The following is a 25821-nucleotide window of genomic DNA, read 5'->3' on the forward strand; positions in this document are numbered from 1 at the left end:
GATCACCACGCTAGGCGGTGATCGCTATAGAGGAAAGCGCTCACACCCGTGCGAGGTCGGCTGCGCCGATGAGACCGGCGTCCGGTCCCAGGGTCGCGGTGAGGACCTGCGCGTAGGGGCGGTGCCCCTGGCCGGCCAGCTTGCGGCGGTAGGCCTCGGCGGCCGGGGCGCGGAGCAGGTCGCCGGCCTCGGAGACGCCGCCGGCCAGGACGAAGGCGCTGGGGTCGAGCAGGGCGGCGATGTCCGACATGCCCTGGCCGAGCCAGTCGGCGATCTCGTTGAAGGCGGCCAGGGCGATGACGTCGTCGTTGCGGGCGGCCTCGGTGACGTGCGCGCCCTGGATGCCCTCGACGGTGCCGTCGCCGAGGGCGAGCAGCTCCTTGGCCCGGCCCGGGGCCGCGGCGGCGCGCTCGCGGGCCGCGCGGACCAGGGCGTTGCCGGAGGCGTACTGCTCGAAGCAGCCGCGGTTGCCGCAGCCGCAGGGCCGGCCGTCGGGCACCACGCGGTAGTGCCCGGGCTCGCCGCCGATGCCGAAGCGGCCGCGGTACAGCGAGCCGCCGAGGATCAGGCCGCCGCCGATGCCGGTGCCGACGGTTATCACCACCACGTCGTCGTGCCCGGCGGCAGCGCCGAACTTGGCCTCGCCCCAGGCCGCGGCGTTGGCGTCGTTCTCCACCACCACCGGCAGGCCGATGCGCTCCTCGATGCGGGTCTTCAGCGGCTCGTTGACCCACGAGACGTTCGGGGCGAACAGCACGGTGGCGCGGTCGGCGTCGATGAAGCCGGCGGCGCCCAGGCCCACGGCGCCGATCTCGTAGTCCGCGCGGACCTTGCGTACCGCCTCGGCGATGGCGTCGGCGGTCAGGTCGGAGTTCTCCGGAGTGGAGACTTTGACCGAGTCGAGGATCTTCCCCGTCTCGTCGACCACGCCGGCCAAGATCTTCGTGCCGCCGATGTCTACGCCGATGGTGAGAGTCATTAGTCCCTGTTCTTCTGTTCGGGCGGATCGATCCGGTCCACCCGCTCGACGGTGATGTTCTCCTGCTGCCGCGCCTTGTCGCCGTCGGGCCCGCCGGTCCGCCAGGACTGCTCGGAGCCGCGTACCGCCGACCGGAGCGCCGCGGCGACCTCCCGGCCGGCGGCGCCCAGATGGCGCGCCACCTCAGGGTACGACTGGACCGCGGGGGCCACGACGCGCGCCTCCAGCGTCGCCCAGAGCTTGCGCGCCTCCTCGGCGAGCGTCCCGAGATCCTCGCGCACGCCGGTGGGCCCTGTCGAGCCGGGGCCGGGGGGTGTCCGCTCCTCGGAAGCCTTCGCGTTCGGCTCCGCGGACCCGGCATCCGGGTTGCCGGATTCGGGATCCTTGTGCCCCTGATCTGCGGTGTCCGCGCCGCCGGCGTGATCAGCGCCGGCGTGATCTGTACCAGCATGATCTGTACCAGCATGATCAGTGCCGGCGGGTCGTGGCGGACTGTCCTCGAAGGGGATGTCTTTCTGGTCGTCGCTCACGGCTGTGTCCCTCCCGTCACCGGTCGCCGTTTTGTGTGTCTTCTTCACTATGGTCCGTGAGAAAGCGCTCGGGCCACAGGCTCTCGTCCGGCTTGAAACCGACGCGCAGCACGCCGTCGGCGATGCGCGCGGTGGCGATCCGGCAGCGCCGCAGCGCGGCCGGCAGCGGGAACGCCCGGCGGTGCGCGGCGACCCCCGGCACCTCGATGCTGACCACCAGCTCGTCGCCGGAGCGCACCAGGCCGAGCTGGTCCCGCTCGACCCCGGGCAGCGGCACGTCGTAGCGGTAGCCCTCGGCCTCGGTGATCATGGTCGGCTCGGGCGGGTCGACCAGCCCCGGGCCGGGGTCGGCGTCCTTGTAGACGAGCGCGCCGAGGGCTTCGAGCGCCGCGACGCCCAGCGGCTCGTCCGGGACCCGGCCGACGTCGGCGAGTGTGCCGAGATCGGCGCGCAGGCCCTGCAGCGCGAGCAGCGTCGGAGTCGCCTGCAGCAGCGGCTGGGCGGCGGCCGAGGACGAGCCCACGACCCGCACCACGCTGCCGGGGTGCACCAGCGCCGCGCGCACGGCGGCGATCTCGGCGGCGGCGTTGTCGGTCCACTGCGTGACCATCGCGAACGGCGTCGGCAACCCGACCAGCCCGGCCAGCAGCGGACGCAGCGCGCGGGCCGCCTGGCCCTCGATCGGCCGCACCCGGCGCAGCGCCGCCGCGGCGGTCTCCGGCCAGGCCAGCATCGCCAGCGCGGCCTTCAGCGGCGGGCCGTCGACCACGACGGTGTCCCACTCGGCGGAGGCCACGGCGGTCGAGATCTCCCGCAGCGCGAGGATGTCCGGCAGGCCGGGCACCGGGCCCAGCTCGGCGGCGTCCGGCGCGGACAGCCCCGCCGCGGCCAGCGGACCGGACAGCAGCTTCGCGAGGTCGGCCAGGGCGGTCTCGGTGGCCGCGGCAGGGTCGAAGCGGCGGACGGTCAGCCGGGCCAGCGTCTCCCGGCGGGCGGCGCGCTCGGCGCCGGTGCCCTGTTCGGAATGGGTTTCGAGCCCTTCTTCGAGGTCGAATCCTTCGTCGATATCGAGGACGTTTCCGTCCCCCGACACGCCCGAAGCACCGAGCACCGCGGCTAGTTCCCCGGCGTCGGAAACCCCGAGCAGCAGCACTCTGTGCCCCTCGGCGGCAGCCCGCAACGCGGTGGCCGCGGCCAGCGTCGTGGTGCCCGCGCCGCCGGGGCCGGTCAGGAAGAGCAGACGCGTCACGCGGAGATCGCCTCGACACGCTTCTTCAGTCCGGACAGCGCCCGGTCGATGATCAGCTTCTCCACCTTGCGCTTGAGCAGCCCCACCATCGGCAGCTTCACGTCCACCGCGAGCTGGTAGGTGACGTGGCTGCCGGCGTCGGTGGCCTCCAGGACGTACGAGCCGTCCAGCGCGCGCATCATGTTCGAGGACACCAGGGACCAGCGAACCTCAACGTCGGAGGGGTACTCGTAGGCCAGCGTGTGCTCGTCGCGCAGCGCGCCGGCGTCCATGCGGTACCAGGCCTTGGTGGCCCGACCTGCGTCGTCCCGCTCTTCGATGCGCACTTCCTTCACTTCCGAGGTCCACTGTGGGTAGGCCTCGAAGTCGGTGATCACCCGCATCACGGCCTCAGGCTGAGCCGCGATGTCGATGCTGGACTTCGTGCGCTCGGACATGGCCCGCCTCCTCGCCGTCGGTGGTTGCGGCCAAGGCTATCGCGTACACCACACCTGACGACCGGCCGAGGGTCGAGGCAGGGCATGATGGTGTCCAGCAACACCTGCATGGCCAGGAGTCATACAGGTTACGAAACAGCATCAAGTACTACCTACCGGTTGGTAATAAGCAGTAGCGTCAGGGCGCGCCTCGACCCCACGCGGCGCCCGGCCGCCCCGTCGTCCGGCCTCGAAGACGAGGAGTCAAGACAACCGTGCGTGAGTTCAGCGTCCCGCCGCTTTACGAGGTCGGAGCCACCGGCAACCTGACCGACGTGGTGCACAACGCGGCCGAGCAGGCCCCCGCCGCGGCACTGCTGGGCCGCAAGGTCGACGGCGTGTGGCGCGATGTCACCGCCAAGGACTTCCTCGGCGAGGTCACCGCCCTGGCCAAGGGCATCGCCGCCGCCGGCATCGCGGTCGGCGACCGCGTGGCCCTGATGTCCCGCACCCGCTACGAATGGACGCTGCTGGACTTCGCGCTGTTCGAAGCCGGCGCGGTCGTGGTGCCGGTCTACGAGACCTCCTCGGCCGAGCAGGTCGAGTGGATCCTGTCGGACTCCGGCGCGGTCGCGGTGTTCGCCGAGACCAGCGCCAACGCCGCCTGCGTAGAGACCGCGCGCACCGGCGAGACCAGCTCGGGCCTGGGCGGCGCGCCGCTGGTCCGGCAGGTCTGGGTGATCGAGCCGGACAGCGGCAAGACCGCGGTCGAGGAGCTCACCGCGGCCGGCAGTGCGATCAGCGACGAGGACCTGGCCGAACGCCGCCGCGCCGCCACCCCGGAGTCGCTGGCCTCGATCATCTACACCTCGGGCACCACCGGCCGGCCCAAGGGCTGCGTGCTGACCCACGGCACGTTCCTCGCCGAGTGCGAGAACGTGACGCGGATGGCGGCCGCGGCGTTCAACGACTCCGGCTCCACGCTGCTGTTCCTGCCGCTGGCGCACGTGCTGGCCCGGGTCATCCAGACCGCCGCGCTGACCGCGCGGGTGAAGCTGGGGCACTGTTCGGACACCAAGAAGATCGTCGAGGAGCTGGGCGGCTTCAAGCCGACCTTCATCCTGTCGGTGCCGCGGGTGTTCGAGAAGGTCTACAACGGCGCGTCGCAGAAGGCGCACGCCGAGGGCAAGGGCGCCATCTTCGACAAGGCCGCGGCCACCGCGATCGCCTGGTCCCGCGCCGAGTACGCGGGCAAGGTGCCGCTGGGCCTGAAGGTCCGGCACGCGGTGTTCGACAAGCTGGTCTACGGCAAACTGCGCGCGGCCCTGGGCGGCAACGCGACGCTGGCGGTCTCCGGCGGCGCGCCGCTGGGCACCCGGCTGGTGCACTTCTTCCACGGCATCGGCCTGCAGGTGCAGGAGGGCTACGGCCTGACCGAGACGTGCGCGGCGATCACGCTGAACCCGATCGGCAAGGCCCGCCCCGGCACCGTCGGCGTCCCGGTCCCCGGCGCCTCGATCCGCATCGCCGAGGACGGCGAGATCCTGGTCAAGGGCCCGATGCTGTTCTCCGGGTACTACCACAACGACGCCGCCACGGCCGAGGCCATGGAAGACGGCTGGTTCGCCACCGGCGACATCGGCTCCCTGGACACCGAGGGCTACCTGTCCATCACCGGCCGCAAGAAGGAGATCCTGGTCACCGCCGGCGGCAAGAACGTCGCCCCGGCCGTGCTGGAGGACCGGATCAACGCGCACCCGCTGGTGAACCTGTCGATGGTGGTCGGCGACAAGCAGCCGTTCATCGGCGCCCTGGTGACCCTGGACCCGGAGTCCCTGCCGACCTGGGCCGCGGCCCACGGCAAGCCGGCGGACTGGAGCATCGCCGACGCCGCCGCCGACCCTGAGGTGCGCGACGAGGTGCAGAAGGCGGTCGACGACGCCAACCGCGCGGTGAGCCACGCCGAGGCGATCAAGAAGTTCACGGTGCTCGGCACGGAGTGGAGCGTCGAGGGCGGGCAGGTGACGCCGTCGATGAAGCTCAAGCGGAACGTGGTGATGCTGGAGAACGCCGCGGACGTGGAGGAGCTTTACGCCGGGGTCGGCTCGACGACCGGGCAGTAGACGACCGGCAGTAACGGTTCTCACAAGCTGGAAGGGCGCCCCCTGTGGGGCGCCCTTTCGGCGTTCAGAAAGGTCCTTCCTCGGCGAACCGGCGCAGCCCGCGCGCGAAAGCCTCAGCCTCGCCGGGAGGCCACGCCGAAAGAGCCGACGCCACGCGCTCGGCGAAGCGGCCGCGCATCGTGTCGACCGCCGCCGCGCCGTCATCCGTGAGGACGAGCAGCACCGAGCGGCGGTCGGCGGGATCGGCCTCGCGGCGGATCAGGCCGGCCGCCTCCAGGCGCGAGGCGTGCCGGCTGACGCCGGAGCGGTCCAGGCCGATCACCGCGGCCAGGTCGGCGGCGTTGCGGGGGCCGGTGCGGGCCAGGCCGCTCAGGACCGGGTAGGCGTTCTCGTCGAGGCCGTCGGCGACGTCCTCGACGAGCGCCGCGTAGAGCCCGGCGCGGGTGCCGCGCTGGATGAGGAGGCCGAGGGATTCGGCGATCTCGCGGCCGAGGTCGGGGCTGGGGTCAGGTCCTGGGTCATCGTGCACGGTTTCAGAATAGCGTGCATCGCGCACGCATCTGCTACAGTTCGAGACACGAGATGCGTGCACGGCGCACGCATCGTCTCCTCGGAAGGACCCCTTGCCATGACTGCGACCGTGCCCACGACCATCGCCACCGCCCTGACCGACCTGCTGCTCACCCCCGGCCTGCCGCTGGACGAAGCCCTCGACCGGCACTTCGCGCCGGAGTACCGCCAGCGCACCGACGGCGCGTGGATCGACCGCACCGGGTTCGCCGAGCACATCGCGCACCTGCGGGGCGTCGTCGCCGACGGCACGATCCGGGTGCACGACGAGCTCTCCGCAGGCCCGTCGTACGCCGAGCGGCACACGATCGACGTGGTGAAGGCCGACGGCTCGACGGCGTCGCACGAGGTGTACGTCTTCGCCGAGCGCGCGCCCGACGGCCGCTTCGTCCGCCTGGAGGAGGTCACGCTGATGGTGGCCGGGAGCGAGGCGGACCGCGGTCTGGGCAGCGCGCGCGGCTGAACGCCTGAGCGGCTGAGCGGCTGAGTGGCTGAACTGCCGAGCCGGGCGCCCCGGGCCGGACGGCACCGGGCCGGGCACCCGCCCGGCGGCTACGCCATCTCGCGCAGCGTGGTGATCCGGATGTGGTTGCCGGACGGGTCGCGGAACGAGCAGTCCCGGCCGTAGGGCTGGTCCGTCGGCTTCTCGATGAACTCCACGCCGCGCCCGGACAGGTCGGCGTAGTCGGCGTCCACGTCCTCGCTGGTGAGGAAGATCGTCCCGGCGAAGCCCTTCCCGGTGAGCTCCTCGACCTTGGCCTTGGTGGCCGCGTCCATGATCGGCTCGCCCGGGATCGCCATCAGCACGACGGCGATGTCGGGCTGGTGCGCCGGCCCCACGGCCAGCCAGCGGAAGTTCCCCATCTCCGGCACCGTGATGTCCGTCCGGACCACGAAGCCGATCTTGGTCGTGTAGAAGTCGAGGGCCGCGTCCTGATCGTGGACCCAGAGCTGCGCACTGGCGAAGGTAATCATGGCTTCACGCTAGGCCGCCCGGATCGGCGCCGTCTTCTCGAAACGTCCGGTTCTTCGGCCGCCCGTAGGCCCGCAGCACACACCCCGGCACCAGCGCGAAGTCCGCCGCCGGCGGATACGCGGCGCGGTACGCGGCCGGCGGCAGGCCGTAGACCCGGGTGAAGCTGGTCGTGAAGGACCCGACGCTGGTCAGCCCGACCGCGCAGCAGATGTCGGCGACGGCGTAGTCGGTGAAGCGCAGCAACGCGGCGGCCCGCTCCAACCGCCGCGTGAGCAGGTAGGCGTGCGGCGACTCCCCGAACGCCCGCCGGAACTCCCGCGAGAAGTGCGCCCGCGACAGCCGCGCCGCCTCGGCGAGGTCGGCGACGGTCAGCGGCTCGGCGTAGCGCGAGTCGGCGAGGTCTTTGGCGCGCTGCAGGTGGCGGGCGGGAGGAACGGGGGCCACGGGGCGAGCGTAACCGGGGCGGGTGACATCCGCGGAGCGAAGTCGGGGCCGGTCAGGCTCTTCGTCCCGCCAGACATGCGTCCCCGGCCGCCCGCCGATACCGTGATCGCATGGTCGACACGCCCGCTGAGCAGCCGAGCGCGGGCTCCGACCCGATGATCCGCGTCCACGACGCCACCGAGCACAACCTCCGCCACGTCGACCTCGCGGTGCCGCGCGACCGGGTGGTGGCGTTCACCGGGGTGTCGGGGTCGGGCAAGTCGTCGCTGGCGTTCGCGACGATCTACGCCGAGGCACAGCGCCGCTACCTCGAATCCGTCGCCCCCTACGCGCGCCGCCTGATCGAGCAGGCCGGGGCGCCGCGGGTCGGGGGCATCAGCGGGTTGCCGCCGGCGGTGGCGCTGCGGCAGCAGTACGGCGCGGGCAGCGCGCGCTCCAGCGTCGGGACCGTCAGCCGGGTCTCGAACGTGCTGCGCATGCTCTACTCGCGCGCCGGCACCTATCCGGCCGGGGCCGAGCCGGTCGACTCCGACTGGTTCTCGCCGAACACCGCGGTCGGCGCCTGCCCGACCTGCCACGGGCTCGGGCGCCGCTACACCGTCGAGGAGGACCGGCTGGTCGGCGATCCGGAGCTGAGCATCCGGCAGGGGGCGGTCGCGGCGTGGCCCGGGGCGTGGCAGGGCAAGAACTACCGCGACATCCTCGGCGAGCTGGGCATCGACATCGACGCGCCGTTCCGGACGCTGCCGGCCGAGCGCCGGCACTGGCTGCTGACCACCGAGGAGCAGCCGGTGGTGACGGTGCACCCGGTCCGCGAGGCGCACCGGATCACCCGGCCGTATCAGGGGACGTACATGTCGCCGCGCAGTTGGGTGCTGCACACGTACGCCACCACGAAGAGCGCTTCGCTGCGGGCCAAGGCCGCGTCCTTCCTGACCGAGGAACCGTGCCCGACCTGCGAGGGGCGGCGCCTGAACCCCTTCGCGCTGAGCGTCACCATCGCAGGGGTCGATATCGCGCGCGCCACCGCGCTCCCCCTGGCCGACCTGGCCGATCTGCTGCGCCGGGCTCGTGTCCATCCCGACACCGAGGCGCTTTCGCCGGAGCGGCGGCAGGCTGCCGTGGCACTGATCGGGAACCTCGAGGATCATCTCAAAACCCTGATCGAGCTGGGTCTGGGCTATCTCGGCACCGACCGGGCGACGTCCACGCTGTCCGGCGGCGAGTCCCAGCGCCTGCATCTGGCCACGCAGCTCGGCAGCGGCCTGTTCGGGGTCTTGTACGTGCTCGACGAGCCCTCGGCCGGCCTGCATCCCGCCGACACCGAGCTGTTGCTGACCGCGCTGCGCCGGCTGCGTGCCGCCGGGAACTCCGTCTTCGTGGTCGAACACAACCCGCGGGTGATCGCCGACGCCGACTGGCTCGTCGACCTCGGGCCCGGGGCCGGGACGCACGGCGGCCGCGTGTTGTACAGCGGGCCGGAGGCGGGGTTGAAGGACATCGCGGAGTCGGCGACCGCGCGCTACCTGTTCGGGAACGCGCCGAACATCGCGCCGGCCGATGTCCGCTCGCCGTCGTCGTGGCTGACGCTGCATGACGTCACCCGGCACAACCTCGACGGTCTTACCGTGCGCTTCCCGCTCGGCACGTTGACCGCGGTGACCGGGGTTTCCGGCTCGGGCAAGTCGACGCTCGTCGGGCAGGTGCTGGCAGCGACGGTGCGGGACCACCTCGGTACTTCGGAGGCGGCCGAAAACGATGCGGAATCCTCGGATGAGGACTCCGCCGCACTGGACGACGACCGCATCGTCGCCATCCCGAAGGCCGAGGGGTTGGAGGCCGTTCAGCGGCTGGTCCAGGTGGACCAGAAGCCGATCGGGCGCACGCCGCGTTCGAACCTGGCGACGTACACAGGGCTCTTCGACGCCGTCCGCAAACTCTTCGCGGCCCAGCCGCTGGCCAAGTCGCGCGGCTATACGGCCAGCCGCTTCAGCTTCAACCTCCCCGACGGCCGCTGCCCGAACTGCCAGGGCGAGGGCGTGGTGAGCGTGGAACTCCTTTTCCTGCCTACGGAATCCGCGCCGTGCCCGGTGTGCCACGGCGCGAGGTACAACCCTGAGACACTGCAGGTTCTGGTCGACGGCAAGTCGGTCGCGGACGTCCTCGCGCTGAGCGTCGAGGACGCGCTGGGCTTCTTCGAAGCGCTCGGCGAACTCCCGGCCGTGCACCGCATCCTGCGCCTGCTGGACGACATCGGCCTGGGCTACCTGACGCTCGGCCAGAGCGCGACGACCCTGTCCGGCGGCGAGGCGCAGCGGATCAAGCTGGTCAGCGAGCTGCACCGGGCGCGGCGGGGGCACACGTTGTACCTGCTGGACGAGCCGACCAGCGGCTTGCACCCCGCCGACTCCGACCTGCTGCTGGCGCGGTTGCAGGAGCTCGTCGACCAGGGCAACACGGTCGTGGTCGTCGAGCACGACCTACGGGTCGCGGCGGCCGCCGACTGGCTCCTGGACCTCGGGCCCGGAGCCGGCAGCGACGGCGGTCGGATCGTGGCCCAGGGGACGCCGGCCCAAGTATCCGGTGGCGGGTCCGGGCTCACCGCGCGATTCTTGGCTGCGTACACCTCCTAGAGAGGAATGAGTATTTTGCGACACACACGACTGGGCCGCAGCGGCCTGAAAGTCTCGCGCCTGTGCCTGGGCATGATGAGCTACGGCAGCCCGGAGTCCCGGGCCTGGATCCTGCCCGAGGATGCGGCCCTGCCCCTGGTGACCCGCGCGGCAGAGGCGGGGATCACGTACTTCGACACCGCGGACATGTACTCCGGCGGCGCCAGCGAGGTGGTGACCGGCCGGATTCTGCCGAAGCTGTTCGCGCACCGCGAGGACTACGTCCTGGCCACGAAGGTCTTCTTCCCGACCGGCCCCGGTCCGAACGACGCCGGCTTGTCCCGCAAGCACATCATGGCCTCCATCGACGGCTCCCTGCGCCGCCTCGGCACCGACTACGTGGACCTGTACCAGATCCACCGCTGGGACCCCGAGACCCCGATCGAGGAAACGATGGAGGCACTGCACGACGTGGTGCGCGCCGGCAAGGCGCGGTACCTCGGCGCGTCGACCATGGCGGCATGGCAGTTCGCGACGGCGCAGTACACCGCGGATCTGAACGGCTGGACCCGCTTCGTCTCGATGCAGAACCACTACAACCTCGTGTTCCGCGAGGAGGAACGGGAGATGATCCCCTTCTGCATCGACCAGGGCGTCGGCATCCTGCCCTGGAGCCCCCTGGCCCGCGGCCTGCTCGCCGGGGCCAGGGATCGCGAGGGCGCGGCGACGACGACTCGGTCGACCAGCGACCCGTTCGCGTCAGAGCTTTACAACACGGAGGACTACCCGGTCGTGGACGCGGTCGAGGCGATCGCGAAGGCGCGGGGCGTACCACCGGCGCAGATCTCGCTGGCGTGGCTGCTGACCCGGCCCGGCGTGACAGCGCCGATCTTCGGCGCGACGAAGCCGCACCACATCGACGACGCGGTGGCCGCACTGGAGATCGAGCTGACGCCGGAGGAGGTCGCGGCGGTGGAGGGGCCTTATCGGCCACGGCCGCCAGCGAGGAGCGAGGGGTAGAACCGCCGCTGTATCAGGGTGCTGCCGGGCGTGGCTGGGTGACTCAGCCGCGCTCGGCTCGCCGACGGTCAGCCGGTGGCGCCGTCGACGACAGCCGCCCGGGCCGGAGCCGTAGTGGTGACCGTGACGGCGAACGTGGCCGTTTTCGTTGTGCCGACGGCAGGACCGCCCGCCGAGCTGGCGTCGTTCGCCTTCGAACTATTCCCCGCACCGGCACCGATGAGCAGTCCCAGCAGCAGCGTGCCCGCACTCACGAGAACCGCCGTACGCCGACGGACGGTATGCCGCTGCCGCACCGACCACCTTGATCGCACCGCACAGCGCGAAGCGCCCCGCTCACGCCTCCGGCGCCGCGCCCATCCCGAACCAGTCGTGGATCGGCCGGACCTCGACGGCCACCACGTGAAAGTCCAGCACCCGGGCCGCGATCTCCTTCGCCCGGTCCGCGCTCTCGCATTCGACCACGTAGTAGGCCGTCACGTGCTCCGCCGCGGCTGCGTGCGGGCCGTCCGACGCCGCCGGTGCGGCGTCGCGCTGCCAGCGCAGTGTCGTGGTGTCGGCGGGGAGGGCCAGGCCGGCGCCGTTCAGCATCTCGCCGGTGCCCTCCAGGTCCTTGTGGAGGGCCTCGTGGCGGGTGAAGACGTCGGTGCGTTCGGCGGGGGTCAGCGCCGCGGTGGTCGCGGGGTCGGCGTACATCAGGACCATGAACTTCATGCCGCGACGGTAGCGGTCGGGTCCAACAGGCGGCGGAGGATGGCGGCGATGGAGTCCCACTGCCACTTCTCCTCGACCCATGCTCGGCCGCGTTCGCCCATCGCCTTGGCCTTCACCGGGTCCTGCAGCAGCTCCACGCAGCGGGTCGCGGTGCGCTCGACCGAGTCGCCGGGGACCACGTAGCCGGTCTCGCCCTCCAGGACGGCCTCCGGGGCGCCGCCGCTGTCGCCGGCGATCACCGGCAGGCCGACCGCCGAGGCCTCCAGGTACACGATGCCGAGGCCTTCGACGTCCAGGCCGAAGCGGCGGGTGCGGCAGGGCATCGCGAAGACGTCGCCGACCGCGAACAGGGTCGGCAGTTGCTCCCAGGGGACTGAGTCGGTGAACACCACGTGGTCGGCTACGCCTTCGGCGGCAGCCAGTTTCTGGAGGGTCTGCTTGTACGGGCCGCCGCTGCCGATCAGCAGTGCGGCGTCGGGGACAGCGCGGCGGATCAGTGGCAGGGCCCTGATCAGGGTGTCCTGGCCCTTGCGCGGCACCAGCCGCGACACGCAAGCCACGACCGGGCGGTCGGCCAGGCCGAGGGAGGCGCGCAGCTCGGCTGCGCCGGCCGGGTGCGGGTGGAACATGTCGACGTCCACACCCGGCGTGAGCTGCACCATGCGGGACGCCGCCGCAGGGCTCAGCGCCGAGGCGATCCGCGCGCGGTGGTACTCGTTGAGGTACGTGACGCAGTCCACCTCGTTGGCGATCTTGCGCAGGAGGTCGCGCGCGCCGGGGAGCTTGGCCCAGCCGGACTCGTGGCCGTGGGTGGTGGCGACCAAGCGCTGGACGCCAGCCTTGCGGAGTGCGGGTGCCATCAGGCCCAGAGGGGCTGCTGCGCCGAACCACACCGATTCCGCGCCGATCTCCTTGGCGATCGCCACGGCGCGCTTGGTGCGGTCCGGGGTCGGGAGGAGCATGCCGGTCTTCTCGCGGATCACCCGGTGCTTCTGCTGGGAGTCGAACTCCCGGCAGCGCGCCGGGTCGCCGTGCCAGGACGAGGCGTAGACCACGGTCTGCTCGGCGGGCAGCCGCTCGACCATGTTCTGCACGAACTGCTGGATCCCGCCGGGCCGGGGCGGATAGTCGTTCGTGACCACGAGAATCGTCAAAATACAGTCCTTCGTCCCTGGTCACTGCGACAGCCCGATGACTCAACGGAGTTTAGCCGGTGCGCGGTGCCGCTCCTGACGCGCCGGGCCGGGCGGCACGGCGGCCGCCGGCGAGCCCGCCGAGCCGCCGCCCCCGAGCCCGCCGCGAAGCCGATTAGGATGGCACCCACCATGAGGATCGCCCGCCGCCAGCCCGTCGTGCCCTGGTACGCGGCCACCCGCGCCCTGCTGCTCCTGCTGGCCCTGAACGTCCTCCCGTACTTCAACCGCGGCGCGGTCACCGGCGACGTCAAGCTGTACCACCAGTGGATCACCGGGTCGTTCGACCACGGACGGTTCCCGCTCGACGACCAGAAGTGGCAGTACCCGCCCGGCGCCGCCGCCCCCCTGCTGCTCCCGCACTGGCTGCCCGGCAGCTACTACGTGCTGTTCTTCCTGATGTGCCTGGCGGCCGACGTCGCGGTGTTCGCGATGCTGCTGCGGGCCGCCGAGCGCGCCGACCCCGACGACCCGTCGCAGGCCGGCCCCTGGCTGTGGACGCTCGGCGTCGCCGCCATCGGGCCGATGGCCTACGGCCGCTACGACCTGGTCGTCACCGCGACCGCCGTCGCCGCGCTGACCGTGACGCTGCGGTCCAAGCGCTCCACGGCCGTGGCGCGCGGCGTCCTGATCGGCGTCGGCGCGTTCCTCAAGCTGTGGCCCGCGGCGTTCGTCGCCGGGGCGCCGAAGCGGCGCAACGGCCGGCTGCTGGTCGGCGTGGCGGCGGTCACGGCCGCGGTACCCACGCTGGCGCTGGAGCTGTTCTTCCCCGGAGTGCTGTCCTTCCTCACCAACCAGAAGAGCCGCGGGATCCAGATCGAGTCGGTGTTCGCCACGCCGTTCCTGGGCGGGAAGTGGTTCGGCTGGTCCGGACACATCGAGAACACCCAGTACGGCGCGTACGAGTACATCGGACCCGGCGTCTCGTTGGCCGGCAAAGCAGCGCTGGCCTCGACCGCGGTCGGGATGGTCGTGCTGCTGCTGATCCGCCGGCGCGCGGCCGTGCGCGGCGGTTTCCCGTTCCCGGCGATGCTGGCCGACGTGGGCTTCGCGGCCGTGCTGGTCTTCGTCGTCACCAGCCGCGTCCTGTCCCCGCAGTACTTGGTGTGGCTGCTCGGCGTGGCCGCCGTGTGCCTGGCCCGCCGCGAGACCCTGATGCGCACGCCGGCCTGGCTGGTCCTCGGCGCGGTCTCGGTGACCCAGCTGATCTTCCCGCTCTTCTACCACTCGCTGCGCGGCGGCCAGATCTACTCCGGCCTGATCCTGATGGGACGCAACGCGGCGCTGGTGGTCGCGGCGGTGCTGGCGCTGCGCGCGCTCTGGCGCGCGACCGGACCGGCGTCCGGGCTGCTGTCAGGGGTGCTTCTTGGCGAGGATCGCCGTGACGGTGTGCGCCTCGTTCAGGACGAAGGCGCGCCACTTGACGGTGAACTCGGCGGTGGTGGTGTCGAGGACGGTCCGGAACGCGTGGTCGACGGGGTCGGCGGCCCCGGACGAGTCGGTGCCGACAGCCTTGTAGAACGCGACTAGCTTCGCCTGTCCGTACTTCTGCGCGATCAACGCGCATGCCAGATTGCTGATCTGGTAGGTCCGCGACACCGAGTCGCCCGATCCGGCGAAGTCGTCGGTGGTCGGCAGCTCCTGCGGCCGCCAGCCGTCCTTCGACACCGCGCTCGCCAGTTCCTCGAACCGCCGGTCGACGGAGATGGACGAGCCGAGGTAGCCGGTGTAGTCGGCCGCCCCCTCGGAGATCCACAGCGGCACCGCCGGCGTGGTCCAGGCCCGCGTGGCGACGTGCGTGAGCTCGTGGTCGAAGAAGAACTGCCAGGCGTCCGGCGCCTCGCCGTTGAACGCGTCCGGGTTGACCAGCACCCGGCTGGCCGGGGCCGCGGTCAGCGCCTGCCCGCCCTCGCCGGCGGTGATCGCGACCACCCCGGTCAGGCTCCCGGCAGCGCTGTTCAACAGCGTCTCGACCTGCGCCTGGGTATTGGGGACGACGACCACGACGGTCCCCTTCCAGCCCGCCGCGCCCCACACCGACGCCGCCTTCGTCGCGGCGTGGTCGGCCAGGTCCGCGAACGGCTTGAGCCGCTGCTCGCCGCCGAGCCCGAGGACCAGCGACCGCGAGCCGTGCACCACCGAGACCGCGCCCTGATCCCAAATCTGGGTGTCCGAGTGGAGACCCGCGGCCGCGCCGTCGCTGTCGGAGGACAGCAGCCACTTGTCTCCGCGCTCGACGAACGTCAGATACCGGGTGTCGGTCACCGGCTTGTAGTCGACGCCGGAGAGCTCATAGGACTCGGTCACCTGGTACAGGCGCGCCGAGCCGAGCTTCCTCGCCGCCGTGCTCTGGCCGGCGGTCAGCGTCACGGTCCACGAGGCCAGCGGCAGCGCCGTCAGGTTGTCGAAGACCTGCGCGTCGGCGGCGCCGAACGTCCGGCCGACGTCGGTGGCGAGGTAGGCGGCCTTGTCATGGGCGGCGACGGCGGCGGTCCGGGCGGCCAGGGTGGCGGCCACGGCCGCCTGCACCTTCGCCTCGGGCTGCGCCGCCGAGGAGTCGATGGCGCAGCGGGCGGCGACCGCGACGATCACGACCGCCAGCAGCGCCGCACCGGCGCGCACCGCTCCCCGGCCCGGGCGGGAGGTGGCCCCGTCCGGTCGCCGCAGCCCTGCTATGCCCGCCATAGCGGACCATGCTAAGCCTTGCGGTCGAACATCCGGGCCACCCAGGCGACACCGCAGGCAGCCTGCTCACCTGCCGGTCTCACGCACCGTCACCGGCAGGACCGCCAGCCCTCGCAGGTTGATCCGGCCGTTCCACACCGGTTCCCCGGCCAGCCCCAGGCCCGGGAAACGCGCGACCATCCGCTCGACCGCGACCCGGGCCTCCAAGCGGGCCAGCGCCGCGCCGAGGCAGTGGTGCGGGCCGCCGCCGAAGGCCACGTGGTTGCGGGCGTTGGCGCGGTCCAGGCGCAGCTCGCCGGCGTCCGGGCCCCAGTACGCCTCGTCGCGGTTGGCCGCGGCCAGGCCGGCGATGACGAACGCGCCCTTCGGGATCAGCTTGCCGCGCACTTCGTACGGCTCCAGGATGATCCGCCGCGACTGCTGCACCGGGCTGTCGTAGCGCAGCATTTCCTCAACGGCGTTGACGGCCAGCTGCGGCGCCGCGCGCAGATTCTTCAGCTCCTCGGGGGCGTTCAGCAGGGCCAGCGTGCCGTTGCCGATCAGATTGACCGTGGTCTCGTGGCCGGCGACGTACAGCAGCACCACCTGCGCCACCAGCTCCTCGTCGGAGAGCCGGTCGCCGTCCTGCTCGGCGGCGATCAGCGCGGTCAGCAGGTCCTCGCCGGGGTGCTCGCGCTTGTAGGCGATCAGGCCCCGGACGATGTCCTGCATCTCCAGGCGCGCCCGGTTGATCTCCCCGAGCAGATCCGGGTCGCCTATCGGCTCCAGCGTGCGGACCAGCAGGCCGCTCAGCTCCCTGATCCGCACGTGGTCGGTGTCCGGGATGCCGAGCATCCGGGAGATGACGGCGAACGGGATCGGGAAGGCCACGGCCTCGATCAGGTCGCCGCCGCCGGCCTCGGCGAGCCGGTCCAGAGCGGCGTCCACGAGCTCGGTGACGAACGGCTCCAGCGCGGCCACCGAGCGCGGGGTGAAGACCTTCGAGACCAGGCCGCGCAGCCGGGTGTGGTCCGGCGGGTCGCGGTCGAGCATGGACATGCCGTAGGCGTCGAGGGTGTCCCCGGTCGCCGGACCCGCGGCCTCGATCATGGCGTCGGCCTGGAGCCGCGCCGCGCTGTCCTCGGCGGAGTTGCGGTAGTCGACGGAGTTGGCCGAGCGCAGCAGCGCGGAGACGTCGTCGTGCCGGGACAGGACCCAGAAGCCGAACGGGTGCTCGTGGACCGGTTCCTCGGCCCGGAGCCGGCCGTACGCCGGATAGGGGTTGTCGGTGTATCCCGGGGCGAACGGGTTGAACAGCGGTTCGGGCGGTTCGAGCGTGTCGAGATCGGTCATGCGGACTCCCCTCGGTCTCCGGGTCCGTCGGAGCCCGGACGACCTCTCGGATACTCAGAGTCGGAAACATACACTGTGTATGTCGTATGCTCTGGGCATGTCCGGTGTCAAGAGCAGGCGCGAGCAGTACTCGGAAGCGACCCGCGCGGCTCTGCTGGAGGCCGCCGCGCGCCGCTTCGCAGAGCACGGCTTCGCCGGGACGGCGCTGGAGGACGTCGCCGCCGACATCCAGGCCACGCGCGGCGCGGTGTACCACCACTTCGCCAACAAGACGGCGCTGTTCCGCGCGGTGCACGAGCAGGCCGAGGGCGAGATGCTCAAGCGCGTCGAGGCCGCGGCCGCGGTGCACGCCGACGACGTCCGCGCCGCCGCCGAGGCGGCGCTGGAGGAGTTCCTGGAGTGCTGCTGCGAGCCGGAGTACGGCCGGCTGGTGTGGCAGGAGGCGCCGGTGGCGCTGGGCTGGTCGGACTGGAAGGCCAGCGAGGAGCAGTACGCCTTCGGGCTGATCGAGCGGACCATCAAAGCCCTGATCGACGCCGGCGCGCTGCCTCCGCTTCCGGCCGGCACGATGGCGCGCGCGGTGTTCCAGCTGCTCGGCGCGGCCGGGATCGAGCTGGCGCTGACGCCGGAGCCGGACAAGGCCCGGGTGAAGGACGAGTACGCGCAAGTGCTGCGCTTCATGCTCGGCGACGCGAACGAGCGCAGCCGGGCGCGGGAGAACACCCTCTGATGTAATCGGGGCCATGGCCGAGCTCATCGGGAAGAACGGGACGTGGACCTTCGACGGCGACGTGGTCCGCATCGTGCCCGGTCATGAGAAGGACGTGGCGCGGCTGCGCTCGGCGCTGGGTGAGGTCGCGGTACCGCTGGAGGCGTTGACCGGAGTCGCTTTCGAGGCCGGGAAGAAGGCGAAGAACGGAGCGGGGCGCATCCGCCTCCGCTTACGCGTCGGCGCCGATCCGCTGCTCCAGGCCTGCGACGGCCGGCTCTCCGACGAGGCCGACCCCTACCAGCTGGACGTACCGGTCGAGCGCGGCGGGGTCGCGGAGTACTTCGCCGACGAGGTGCGCGACGCGCTGAGCGTGGCGCGGATCCCCGCCGAGCCCACCGACCGCTACCTGATCGCGCCGCCGCCGGTGCCGATCTCGGCCACCGGGAACGACGGCACCGCCTCCTTCGACGGCGACACCGTCCGCCTGGAGTGGGGCTGGCTGGCCGACGGGAAGAAGCGCACGGCCGGGAACCGCACGTGGTCGCTGGCGGCGCTGGAGAGTGTGGAGTGGCGGCCGGCGGTCGGGATGGACTGGGGCTGGATCCGGTTCCGGGTGCGCGGGGACGCCGGGATCGTCTCGCCGAACCCGCGGCTGGACCCGAACTGCCTGGCGCTGTGGGGGACGAAGAAGGAGAGCGGGAACAGCGCGGTGCTGGCCGCCGCGATCGTGGGGCGGATGCCGCATCCGAATGCGAGCCCTGAGACGCCGGCGCTCGCCGCGCCGGCCGCGCCCGCCGCCGCTTCGGATCACGACGCACTGCTGCGGCGGCTGCGGGAGCTGGGCGATCTGCACCGCGACGGCATCCTCACCGACGAGGAGTTCGCGACGGCCAAGCAGGCCGTGCTGAAGCAGATGTGAGCGCGGCGGGCGCCGCTCAGCAGCCGATGGACTTGCGGACGTCGGAGGGCGCCCCGCGCACCACGCCTTCGCAGATCGCTGATCCGAGATCGACCGCGGTCCATTGGGCGCCGTCGTATTCGTAGACTACCACGGCGTTGCCGAAGCTCACCGACGTGAGTCGGCCCCCTGCCCAGCCCTGGTCGCACTTCTCGACGGTGACCTTCGCGTCGGAGGGCAGCGCGGCGCCGTTCTTCTGCCCGGCGAGGGTGAAAGCCTCCTTGTTGTCCAGACACGGCGGGTTCGGCCCCGTGTCCTTCGACGACGGAGCCGTCGACGTCGGAGCCGTCACCGGAAGGTCCGTCGGCGGCGCGCTCGCGCTCTTCGAGCCGGAGGTCGCCGGCGCCGGGGTCGGGGCCTGCGAATCCGACCGGGACACCGACGGGGTGCCCGCCGAGTCCGACGTCCCGCCACCGGGCTCAGGGCCCGCCGAGTCGGACGTCGGCGCGTCCGCGCCGGTCTGCGAGGAGGCGGAGGTCGTGGTCGTCACCAGGGCTGCCGCCGTGCCGCCGACGGCGAGCGCCGCCACGGCCAGAACCGCGGTCAGGGCCCGCCTCGGACGGCGGGCGCGGCGATCACCGCGTCCACCGTGCCTGCCGACGACCGTCGAGCCCTCCGGTGCGCCGGACCGGATCGAGGTCGGGGGTTCGGCGGGCCCGGCTCCGGTGTCGGCTATCGCGCCCGCGGCCCAGCCGGTCGCCAGGTCCGCGGCCGGGCCCGTCGTCGTTCCGGACGCCGCGTCCGCGTCCAGCAGCGGCACCACGGCGACGTCCTCGGGCGCGCCGCCGTCGCGCAGCGCGGCCACCACCGCCTCGTGCTGCTCGGTGATCAGCGCGTGCACGGCGTCCGGCCAGGTCCGGGTCACCGCCGGCACGTCGCCGAGCCGCTCCAGCACCTGCTCCGGCGTCGGGCGCGCGGCCGGGTCCTTGGCCAGGCAGCCGGCGATGACCTCGCGCAACTGCTCGGGCACGGCCTCCAGGTCGGGCTCGGCGTGCACGACGTTGTACAGCGTGGCCGGGGTCGAGGCGCCCATGAACGGCTCGGTGCCGGTGCACGCCATGTACACCACCGCGCCGAGGGAGAAGACGTCGCTGGCCGGGGTCAGCGGCTTGCTCTCGGCCTGCTCCGGCGACATGTAGCCGGGCGAGCCGACCAGCCAGCCGGTGTGCGTGAGCTCGCTGGTGTTGCCGTCGGTGACCCGGGCCACGCCGAAGTCGATGACCCGCGGGCCGTCGGCGGCCAGCAGCACGTTGGAGGGCTTCAGGTCGCGGTGCACGAGCCCGGCGGCGTGGATCTCGCCGAGCGCGGTGGCCAGCCCGGCGGCCAGCCGGACGGCGGTGTCCGGGGGCAGGGCTCCGGCGGCGTCGATCGCCTCGCGCAGCGACGGGCCCGGCACGAACACCGTGACCAGCCACGGGATCTCGGTCTCGACGTCGGCGTCGACCACCGGCGCGGTGTAGGCGCCGGAGACCCGGCGCGAGGCGGCCACCTCACGCCGGAAGCGCTCCCGGAACCCGGGCTCCTCGACGTGCTGCACGTGCACGAGCTTGAGCGCCACGAGCCGCCCGTCCGGCGCCCCGGCCAGGAAGACCCTCCCCATACCGCCGCGCCCGAGCTGAGCGAAGATCCGGTAGGGTCCGATCCGCCGCGGATCGGGTAACCCCAGTGGCTTCATAGAGGCCCACCCTAAAGGGGATACTTTCTCTGGGGAAACGCCAGGGGGCGGATCCGGGCGGATGCCGCGCGCGAATCCGGTGGTCGTCGGGCAGGTCCGGATTGAGGTTCAGCGACGTCAGCGGCGTCAGCGGTGGCTGGCGGGGTGCAGATCTCTGACCGCCTCGACCACGGCGTCCGGGCGTTGCATCACCAGCGTCACGTGCCCGACGCCCTCGACCTGGCGGTTCTCCCCCTGCGAGAACGACGCGGCCACCTCGTCGTAGAGGCGCAGTTTGCCGGCGGTCTCGGCCGCCAGCAGTTCCTCCAGCATGCCGGTCGAGACCGCGCGCTTGAACGCGTCGATTCCCGTCGCGGTCAGGATCACCGTGGGGACATCCGGGACGCGATCCGCCACGGAACGCATCTCCTCCCCCAACGCCTTGACGTTCGAGGCCTCCTGGATGCCGATCCGCAGCCAGCCGGGATGGACGTGGTTCGCGACCAGCGGTTCGCGGATCTCGTCCGGGAAGTCCGCCATCGCGTCTTGAAACAGGCCACGGTAGAAGTCCCGGATTTCCTGCGGGATCTCGCCGGGCACGACGCTGTCGGGATCGAAGGAGTCCCAGAGGTCGGTCAGCTCCTTGGGCATGTACTTGCGGAAGTCCTCGTGCCCCGGCTCGACCAGGACCAGGCCCGCGACCTGCTCGGGGTGGCGCGCGGCGAAGTACCGCGCGTACAGGCCGCCGAGTGAGTGGCCGACGAGGATGCAGGGTCCTGTGATGTCGGCGACGCGGAGGAGTTCGTGCATTTCGTCGGTGACTTCTCGTAGACCGCGCGGGAGCTTCACTTCGCGGCTGCTCCAGCCGGTGCCGCCCCGGTCGTAGTTCAGGACGGTCGCGAACTGCGCGATCCCCTCCTGCACGCGCCACATGTCCAGACCGACGGAGCCGCCTCCGGGCAGGAGTACGACGGTGGCGTCCCCCTCGCCGGTGCGGTACGTCTGCAAGCCGTGGCCGTTCACCTGGTAACGCTCGCCGAACGGCGCGGGCATCTGCATCGTCGTGTCCGGATCAGCGGTCTGATCGGTCATCGTGGGCTCCCCTCGTCTGCATTCCCAACTATGGGAACGGTACCAGATATGGAAACATACAGCATGTGGACACGCTCACGCTCCTGCTGCACCCCGTCCGGCTCCGCATCGTGCACGCCATGGCCGGCGGCCGGGTCCGCACCACGGCCGACCTGTGCGAGCAGCTGCCGGACGTACCGAAGACGACGATCTACCGCCACGTCGGCCTGCTCGCCGACCACGGCGTCCTGGACGTGGTCGACGAACAGCGCGTCCACGGCGCGGTCGAACGCCGCTACCGCCTGCGCGGCGCCCGCACCCGCATCGGGCCCGAAGACGCCGCCGGCATGACCGTGGACGACCACCGCCGGGCCTTCGCCGCCGCGGTCGCGGCGCTGCTCGCGTCGTTCAACGGCTACCTCGACGGCGACGGCGCGGACCCCGCCGCCGACTCGGTCGGCTACCGCCAGATCCCGTTGTGGCTCAACCCCGCGGAGCTGGCGGAGATGATCGAGGAGTTGCAGGCCGGCATCCTGGCGCGGGCCGAGAACCAGCCGGCGCCGGATCGCGGGCTGTACCTGCTCAGCCCGGTCTTCTTCCCGATCGAGAAGGCGGAGGGCGACGCGGCGGCAGCGGAACTGGCGGCAGGCGACACAGCGGCCGACCCAGTGGCGCGCGACCCGGCGGCGAACGACCCGGCGGCAGCAGGCGACGGATCAGCCGGCTGACCGGCGGCCGGCCCTCTCAGCCGATCGGCACGTCGGCGGGAGAGGCGGTCGCGGCGCCGGCGATCACCGCGAGCCGCAGCTTGGTCTCGTCCTCGCTGCCCGGCGCCGCCGTCATGACCACGATCTTCAGCTCGGTGTCGCCGTCGCCCAACACATCGCAGTTCACTGTCACCGTGCCCACCGACGGATGCTCGATCGCCTTGTGGTCCTCGCGGTGCGCGCCGACCGTGCCGGACGCCCACAGCTCCGCGAACCGCGCGTTGCCCGCGTTCAGATCCGCGATCAGCCCGGCCAGCCGCCGGTCCTTCGGGAACCTCCCGGTGGCGCGCCGCAGATCGGCGACCACCGCGCGCTCGACCATGCCGGGATCGGACTCGAGCACCGGCCAGTGCGCCAGGCGTGCCGACCCGGCGCCGACCGGGAACTTGCTGCGCGCGAAGTTGCGCAGCCGGGGCGCGGTCGCGGCCGGGTCGCCGAGCAGCGCGGCCCAGCCCCGGTTCCACCACACCAGCTCCCAGTCCGCGGCGAACACCGCGACCGCGGTGTCCCCGAGGCGGCTGAGCACGCGGTGCACGCCGGGCGGGATGTGGTCGCTGATCATGTCGTCGGTCGGCGGGACGAGGTGCGCCAGACGGTACAGGTGGTCGCGTTCGGCGACCGTCAGTTGCAGGGCGCGTGCCAGGGACGCCACGACCGGGGCCGACGGCGTCGTGGCCCGGCCCTGCTCCAGCCGGACCAGGTAGTCCACGGACACCCCGGCCAGATCGGCGAGCTCTTCGCGGCGCAGGCCGGCGGCGCGGCGTGCGCGGCCCGACGGGAGCGCCAGCGCGGAGGGCGGCAGGCGGTCGCGCCAGGTGCGGATCGTCGCGCCGAGGTCGGCTGCCGGTGAGGTGCTCACGTACTCCATAGTCGCTCACCGCCGAGCCGCGCGACCTGCCCAAGGGTGGTACTGCCGTTCCTACCGTTGAGCTGATCCTGGCCGCCGCATCGCCGCGGGCGAATCATGAAGCCATGGCAATCATCTTCATCACCGGGGCGAACAAGGGACTCGGCCACGAGGCGGCCCGGCGCCTCATCGGGCTCGGCCACACGGTGCTGCTCGGTGCCCGGGACCCTCAGTCGGGCCAGGTCGCGGCCGATGCGCTCGGTGCGCGGTTCGTGCGCATCGACGTGACCGACGACGCGTCGGTCACGGCCGCGGCGGCGGACGTCGCAGGCCGCGAAGGCCGGATCGACGTGCTGATCAACAACGCCGGGATCCACGGGCCCTTCGGCGATCCCGGTTCGCTGACCGGGGCCGACGCGCTCGGCGTGCTCGACACCAACGTGGCCGGGGCGGTGCGGACGATCTCGGCGTTCCTGCCGTTGCTGCGCGAGTCGGCGGACCCGGCGGTCGTCAACGTCAGCAGCGGGATGGGTTCGTTGTCGTTCACGCATGATCCGGAGCGCGTCGAGTCGAAGGTGATCGCACCGCTGTACTGCGCTTCGAAGGCGGCGCTGACGATGCTCACCACGCAGTACGCCAAGGCGCTGCCGGACATCCGGATCAACGCGGCCGACCCCGGGTACACGGCGACGGATCTGAACGACAACCGCGGTTTCCAGACGGTGACCGAGGGCACCGACGCGATCGTCGCGCTCGCCACCGAGGGGCCGGGGGCCGGGTCGGGGCGGTTCGTCGATCGCGAGGGCGACCTCGGTTGGTGACCCGGGTCAGCCCACTCCCACGGTCTGCCGCTCGGGCTCGATGAGCAGGACGACGCGGTCCATGCTGTGGTCGTAGGGCTGGCCGATGTACTTCATCGCGATCGGGTCGATGATCGCCCAGGCCGCGTCACCCTCGACCCACTCCACCACCCGGCCGCGGATGGCGACCGGCGTGTTGGGGGCGTCGGCCGGGGTCAGCGACAGCGCCACCCGCGGGTCGCGGCGGATGTTGCGGGCCTTGAGGCTGTCCGGGCCGGTGAGGATCGCGATGCGGTCGCCGTGCGGGGCGGCCCAGATGGTGACCGAGTGCGGGGCGCCGTCGGGCAGGACCGTGGCGAGGTGCACCAGCGGGGCGTCGTCGAGGATGCTGCGGATTTCCGGGTCGAGCTTCATTTCTGGACCTCGTATCGCAAGTGGGTGACGCCGGGAGCCGGGACGGCCTCGACGAGGTTCAGCCGGATGTGCTTCGGCAGTTCCCGGAAGAAGGGACGGCCCGCGCCGAGCAGGATCGGCACCTGGTGCAGGATCAGCTCGTCGACCACACCGGCCTTCAGCGCCTCGGTGGTCACGCCGCCGCCCATGAGGCCGACGTCCTTGCCGCCGGCGAGCTTCTTCGCGGCGGCGACGGCGTCCGCGACACCGGTGGTGACCACCGTCTGGCGGTCGGAGACGCCGTCGGTCCGGTGGCTGAGCAGGACCAGCGGCACGTTCTCGTGCGGGCTGCCGCCGCCGAAGCGGTCGGAGTCCTCGAACGTGGTGCGGCCGACGACCACCGCGCCGAGCCGCCCCGCGACCTCGTCGAAGACCCGGGCGCTGGGTTCGCTGAGGTGGAAGGCGGGCAGCACGCGGCTCTGCGTGCCGCCGTCGAAGTACCAGTCGAAGAGCGTCCCGCCATCGCCGAGACCGTGGCCGGGCCCGGGATCGCGGCCGGTGATGTAGCCGTCGACCGAGACGGCGAGGGCGGTGAAGACCTTGCCCATGGCGGTGTTCCCCTCTGGAGTTCCTTTAAGAGACCCTGTCGTTGAGTGAACCGTAGCACTTTGGGTTCCCTGAGGGAACCCCGAGCGCTAAACTGTTCATATGCAGCGCACGAACTTCAGCGAGGAACTGGCCGCGTGCTCGGTCGCCCGCACGCTCGACGTGATCGGCGAGCCCTGGTCACCGCTGGTCCTGCGGGACGTGTGGGTCGGAATGCGGCGCTTCGACCAGATCCAGGCCGATCTGGGCATCTCCCGCAAGGTGCTGACCGAGCGGCTGGGCTACCTCGTCGAGCAGGGGGTGCTGGAGCGACGGCCGTACGACCAGCGGCCGCGGTACGAGTACCACCTGACGCAGAAGGGGACCGAGCTGGTCGACCTGCTGATGCTGATGACGGCGTGGGGCGACAAGTGGCTGGCCGGCGAGGCCGGGCCGCCGGTGCTGTACCGGCATCACGCGTGCGGGGAGATCAGCCATGTGGAGCTGCGGTGCGCGCACTGCGGTGAGGCGATGCACGCGGATGACATCGATGCTTTGCCGGGTCCGGGGGCTGCGGCCGCTCCTGCGGCTGCTGCCGGCCCTGCGGCTACTGCCGGCTCTGCCGCTTAATACTGGTGCGCGGCACACTGAGTTCTCGGCGCAATAATTGCGCCACACAACATCTTTCCGTAAGCTGAGCCACCTCGAAGAGGGGGCCGGCTGATGGCGCGTACCACACGACGCGAACTCGAGCAGCGCGTGCTGACCGCGCTGCCGAGCTGGGTGAACACCATCTCGCAGCTGAACCGCGTGATCGCGGAGCGGATGGGCGTGACCGCCAGCGACCTGGACTGCCTGCACGTACTGCACATGCAGGGCCCTGCGACAGCCGCCGAGCTGGCGCGCGAGGTCGGACTGACCCCGGGGTCGGTGTCGCGGATGATCGACCGACTCGACGCGGCCGGCTGCATCACGCGCACGGACGACCCCGAGGACCGGCGGCGCGTGCTGATCGAGGCCTCCAGCGAGGGGCTGGCGCGGATCGCGGCGTACTACGACGGGCTCACGGCACGGTCGCACGACGATCTCGCCGAGTTCACTGTCGACGAGATGCGGGTGCTACTGCAGTTCATCGAGCGATCGCAGGTCGGCGCCACGGAGGAACTGGCTCGGTTGCGGAGGAGGTAGGAC

27 protein-coding genes are annotated in these 25821 nt (G+C 71.8%); 11 read left to right on the forward strand and 16 right to left on the reverse strand.

The features are described from left to right. Positions 1–40: 40 nt before the first annotated feature. Genes ABH920_RS29085 through ABH920_RS29100 form a run of 4 tightly spaced genes read right to left on the reverse strand, consistent with a single transcriptional unit; the run spans position 41 to position 3195 of the window. A complete protein-coding gene (locus ABH920_RS29085; protein WP_370352349.1) occupies positions 41–979 on the reverse strand; it encodes an ROK family glucokinase in 939 nt (312 codons plus the stop codon). Continuing rightward, positions 979–1509: a DUF5304 family protein gene (locus ABH920_RS29090; RefSeq protein WP_370352350.1), complete on the reverse strand. Its 531-nt coding sequence runs from the start codon at positions 1507–1509 to the stop codon at positions 979–981. The genes ABH920_RS29085 and ABH920_RS29090 overlap by 1 nt, the downstream gene beginning before the upstream one ends. A 16-nt stretch (positions 1510–1525) precedes the next feature. Further along, positions 1526–2758 (reverse strand): ArsA-related P-loop ATPase, encoded by a 1233-nt coding sequence (locus ABH920_RS29095; RefSeq protein ID WP_370352351.1) that lies wholly within the window; start codon positions 2756–2758, stop codon positions 1526–1528. Beyond that, positions 2755–3195, reverse strand: a complete 441-nt coding sequence (locus ABH920_RS29100; RefSeq protein WP_370352352.1) for an SRPBCC family protein — start codon at positions 3193–3195, stop codon at positions 2755–2757. The genes ABH920_RS29095 and ABH920_RS29100 overlap by 4 nt, the downstream gene beginning before the upstream one ends. Positions 3196–3449: 254 nt before the next feature. Between ABH920_RS29100 and ABH920_RS29105 the strand changes: the two genes are divergently transcribed. Then, a complete protein-coding gene (locus ABH920_RS29105) occupies positions 3450–5297 on the forward strand; it encodes a long-chain fatty acid--CoA ligase (RefSeq protein ID WP_370352353.1) in 1848 nt (615 codons plus the stop codon). A gap of 64 nt (positions 5298–5361) precedes the next feature. Here ABH920_RS29105 and ABH920_RS29110 read toward each other — a convergent pair whose 3' ends face one another. Beyond that, positions 5362–5826, reverse strand: coding sequence for a MarR family winged helix-turn-helix transcriptional regulator (locus ABH920_RS29110; RefSeq protein WP_370352354.1), 465 nt, complete (start codon positions 5824–5826; stop codon positions 5362–5364). A gap of 99 nt (positions 5827–5925) precedes the next feature. Here ABH920_RS29110 and ABH920_RS29115 point away from each other — a divergent pair, with 99 nt between their 5' ends. After that, positions 5926–6330: a nuclear transport factor 2 family protein gene (locus ABH920_RS29115; protein WP_370352355.1), complete on the forward strand. Its 405-nt coding sequence runs from the start codon at positions 5926–5928 to the stop codon at positions 6328–6330. Positions 6331–6419: 89 nt separating this feature from the next. On the opposite strand, the gene ABH920_RS29120 is transcribed toward ABH920_RS29115, so the two are convergent. After that, positions 6420–6842, reverse strand: a complete 423-nt coding sequence (locus ABH920_RS29120) for a VOC family protein (protein ID WP_370352356.1) — start codon at positions 6840–6842, stop codon at positions 6420–6422. Between the two features lie 4 nt (positions 6843–6846). Further along, positions 6847–7287, reverse strand: coding sequence for a helix-turn-helix transcriptional regulator (locus ABH920_RS29125; protein ID WP_370352357.1), 441 nt, complete (start codon positions 7285–7287; stop codon positions 6847–6849). Positions 7288–7397: 110 nt separating this feature from the next. Between ABH920_RS29125 and ABH920_RS29130 the strand changes: the two genes are divergently transcribed. Then, positions 7398–9920 (forward strand): ABC transporter, encoded by a 2523-nt coding sequence (locus ABH920_RS29130; RefSeq protein ID WP_370352358.1) that lies wholly within the window; start codon positions 7398–7400, stop codon positions 9918–9920. A gap of 15 nt (positions 9921–9935) precedes the next feature. Further along, positions 9936–10919, forward strand: coding sequence for an aldo/keto reductase (locus tag ABH920_RS29135; RefSeq protein WP_370352359.1), 984 nt, complete (start codon positions 9936–9938; stop codon positions 10917–10919). A 68-nt stretch (positions 10920–10987) separates the two neighbouring features. On the opposite strand, the gene ABH920_RS29140 is transcribed toward ABH920_RS29135, so the two are convergent. From ABH920_RS29140 to ABH920_RS29150, 3 genes are all read right to left on the reverse strand, one after another. Further along, a complete protein-coding gene (locus tag ABH920_RS29140; protein ID WP_370352360.1) occupies positions 10988–11173 on the reverse strand; it encodes a hypothetical protein in 186 nt (61 codons plus the stop codon). Between the two features lie 82 nt (positions 11174–11255). Further along, positions 11256–11633: a YciI family protein gene (locus ABH920_RS29145; RefSeq protein ID WP_370352361.1), complete on the reverse strand. Its 378-nt coding sequence runs from the start codon at positions 11631–11633 to the stop codon at positions 11256–11258. Then, a complete protein-coding gene (locus ABH920_RS29150) occupies positions 11630–12787 on the reverse strand; it encodes a glycosyltransferase family 4 protein (RefSeq protein WP_370352362.1) in 1158 nt (385 codons plus the stop codon). The genes ABH920_RS29145 and ABH920_RS29150 overlap by 4 nt, the downstream gene beginning before the upstream one ends. Positions 12788–12958: 171 nt before the next feature. Here ABH920_RS29150 and ABH920_RS29155 point away from each other — a divergent pair, with 171 nt between their 5' ends. Then, positions 12959–14356 (forward strand): glycosyltransferase 87 family protein, encoded by a 1398-nt coding sequence (locus ABH920_RS29155; RefSeq protein WP_370352363.1) that lies wholly within the window; start codon positions 12959–12961, stop codon positions 14354–14356. A 1221-nt stretch (positions 14357–15577) separates the two neighbouring features. On the opposite strand, the gene ABH920_RS29160 is transcribed toward ABH920_RS29155, so the two are convergent. Continuing rightward, complete coding sequence (locus tag ABH920_RS29160) at positions 15578–16843, reverse strand: cytochrome P450 (protein ID WP_370352364.1); 1266 nt, start codon at positions 16841–16843, stop codon at positions 15578–15580. Positions 16844–16940: 97 nt separating this feature from the next. On the opposite strand from ABH920_RS29160, the gene ABH920_RS29165 reads away from it, so the two are divergent. Together ABH920_RS29165 and ABH920_RS29170 are read left to right on the forward strand one after the other, a co-directional pair. Next, entirely contained in the window at positions 16941–17573 is a 633-nt protein-coding gene (locus tag ABH920_RS29165) for a TetR family transcriptional regulator (protein WP_370352365.1), read from the forward strand. Between the two features lie 13 nt (positions 17574–17586). Next, positions 17587–18474, forward strand: a complete 888-nt coding sequence (locus tag ABH920_RS29170; RefSeq protein ID WP_370352366.1) for a DUF4429 domain-containing protein — start codon at positions 17587–17589, stop codon at positions 18472–18474. A gap of 16 nt (positions 18475–18490) precedes the next feature. Here the strand turns inward: ABH920_RS29170 and ABH920_RS29175 are convergent, their stop codons facing one another. Together ABH920_RS29175 and ABH920_RS29180 are read right to left on the reverse strand one after the other, a co-directional pair. After that, positions 18491–20188 carry a protein kinase gene (locus ABH920_RS29175; RefSeq protein WP_370352367.1) on the reverse strand — a complete coding sequence of 566 codons (1698 nt, stop codon included), beginning with the start codon at positions 20186–20188 and terminating at the stop codon, positions 18491–18493. Positions 20189–20314: 126 nt separating this feature from the next. Then, a complete protein-coding gene (locus tag ABH920_RS29180; protein WP_370352368.1) occupies positions 20315–21259 on the reverse strand; it encodes an alpha/beta fold hydrolase in 945 nt (314 codons plus the stop codon). A 65-nt stretch (positions 21260–21324) separates the two neighbouring features. Between ABH920_RS29180 and ABH920_RS29185 the strand changes: the two genes are divergently transcribed. Continuing rightward, positions 21325–21966: a helix-turn-helix domain-containing protein gene (locus ABH920_RS29185; protein ID WP_370352369.1), complete on the forward strand. Its 642-nt coding sequence runs from the start codon at positions 21325–21327 to the stop codon at positions 21964–21966. Positions 21967–21982: 16 nt separating this feature from the next. On the opposite strand, the gene ABH920_RS29190 is transcribed toward ABH920_RS29185, so the two are convergent. After that, positions 21983–22873 (reverse strand): helix-turn-helix domain-containing protein, encoded by an 891-nt coding sequence (locus ABH920_RS29190; RefSeq protein WP_370352370.1) that lies wholly within the window; start codon positions 22871–22873, stop codon positions 21983–21985. Between the two features lie 104 nt (positions 22874–22977). On the opposite strand from ABH920_RS29190, the gene ABH920_RS29195 reads away from it, so the two are divergent. Next, entirely contained in the window at positions 22978–23673 is a 696-nt protein-coding gene (locus ABH920_RS29195; RefSeq protein ID WP_370352371.1) for an SDR family NAD(P)-dependent oxidoreductase, read from the forward strand. A gap of 6 nt (positions 23674–23679) precedes the next feature. Here the strand turns inward: ABH920_RS29195 and ABH920_RS29200 are convergent, their stop codons facing one another. After that, positions 23680–24066, reverse strand: coding sequence for a pyridoxamine 5'-phosphate oxidase family protein (locus ABH920_RS29200; protein WP_370352373.1), 387 nt, complete (start codon positions 24064–24066; stop codon positions 23680–23682). Continuing rightward, positions 24063–24653 carry a dihydrofolate reductase family protein gene (locus tag ABH920_RS29205; protein WP_370352374.1) on the reverse strand — a complete coding sequence of 197 codons (591 nt, stop codon included), beginning with the start codon at positions 24651–24653 and terminating at the stop codon, positions 24063–24065. Before ABH920_RS29205 ends, ABH920_RS29200 begins: the two co-directional genes overlap by 4 nt. A 100-nt stretch (positions 24654–24753) precedes the next feature. Between ABH920_RS29205 and ABH920_RS29210 the strand changes: the two genes are divergently transcribed. After that, a complete protein-coding gene (locus tag ABH920_RS29210; protein WP_370352375.1) occupies positions 24754–25260 on the forward strand; it encodes a winged helix-turn-helix transcriptional regulator in 507 nt (168 codons plus the stop codon). 93 nt (positions 25261–25353) lie between these two features. After that, positions 25354–25818 (forward strand): MarR family winged helix-turn-helix transcriptional regulator, encoded by a 465-nt coding sequence (locus ABH920_RS29215; protein WP_370352376.1) that lies wholly within the window; start codon positions 25354–25356, stop codon positions 25816–25818. Positions 25819–25821: the final 3 nt, after the last annotated feature.

It is taken from the genome of Catenulispora sp. EB89, assembly GCF_041261445.1.
GTDB lineage: Bacteria > Actinomycetota > Actinomycetes > Streptomycetales > Catenulisporaceae > Catenulispora.

Bases quoted from the DNA above. Each gene is read 5' to 3' on its own strand.
- ABH920_RS29085 (WP_370352349.1), bottom strand. From the start codon at position 979: ATGACTCTCACCATCGGCGTAGACATCGGCGGCACGAAGATCTTGGCC.
- ABH920_RS29100 (WP_370352352.1), bottom strand. From the start codon at position 3,195: ATGTCCGAGCGCACGAAGTCCAGCATCGACATCGCGGCTCAGCCTGAG.
- ABH920_RS29115 (WP_370352355.1), top strand. From the start codon at position 5,926: ATGACTGCGACCGTGCCCACGACCATCGCCACCGCCCTGACCGACCTG.
- ABH920_RS29120 (WP_370352356.1), bottom strand. From the start codon at position 6,842: ATGATTACCTTCGCCAGTGCGCAGCTCTGGGTCCACGATCAGGACGCG.
- ABH920_RS29130 (WP_370352358.1), top strand. From the start codon at position 7,398: ATGGTCGACACGCCCGCTGAGCAGCCGAGCGCGGGCTCCGACCCGATG.
- ABH920_RS29145 (WP_370352361.1), bottom strand. From the start codon at position 11,633: ATGAAGTTCATGGTCCTGATGTACGCCGACCCCGCGACCACCGCGGCG.
- ABH920_RS29155 (WP_370352363.1), top strand. From the start codon at position 12,959: ATGAGGATCGCCCGCCGCCAGCCCGTCGTGCCCTGGTACGCGGCCACC.
- ABH920_RS29160 (WP_370352364.1), bottom strand. From the start codon at position 16,843: ATGACCGATCTCGACACGCTCGAACCGCCCGAACCGCTGTTCAACCCG.
- ABH920_RS29165 (WP_370352365.1), top strand. From the start codon at position 16,941: ATGTCCGGTGTCAAGAGCAGGCGCGAGCAGTACTCGGAAGCGACCCGC.
- ABH920_RS29170 (WP_370352366.1), top strand. From the start codon at position 17,587: ATGGCCGAGCTCATCGGGAAGAACGGGACGTGGACCTTCGACGGCGAC.
- ABH920_RS29175 (WP_370352367.1), bottom strand. From the start codon at position 20,188: ATGAAGCCACTGGGGTTACCCGATCCGCGGCGGATCGGACCCTACCGG.
- ABH920_RS29180 (WP_370352368.1), bottom strand. From the start codon at position 21,259: ATGACCGATCAGACCGCTGATCCGGACACGACGATGCAGATGCCCGCG.
- ABH920_RS29190 (WP_370352370.1), bottom strand. From the start codon at position 22,873: ATGGAGTACGTGAGCACCTCACCGGCAGCCGACCTCGGCGCGACGATC.
- ABH920_RS29195 (WP_370352371.1), top strand. From the start codon at position 22,978: ATGGCAATCATCTTCATCACCGGGGCGAACAAGGGACTCGGCCACGAG.
- ABH920_RS29200 (WP_370352373.1), bottom strand. From the start codon at position 24,066: ATGAAGCTCGACCCGGAAATCCGCAGCATCCTCGACGACGCCCCGCTG.
- ABH920_RS29205 (WP_370352374.1), bottom strand. From the start codon at position 24,653: ATGGGCAAGGTCTTCACCGCCCTCGCCGTCTCGGTCGACGGCTACATC.
- ABH920_RS29210 (WP_370352375.1), top strand. From the start codon at position 24,754: ATGCAGCGCACGAACTTCAGCGAGGAACTGGCCGCGTGCTCGGTCGCC.
- ABH920_RS29215 (WP_370352376.1), top strand. From the start codon at position 25,354: ATGGCGCGTACCACACGACGCGAACTCGAGCAGCGCGTGCTGACCGCG.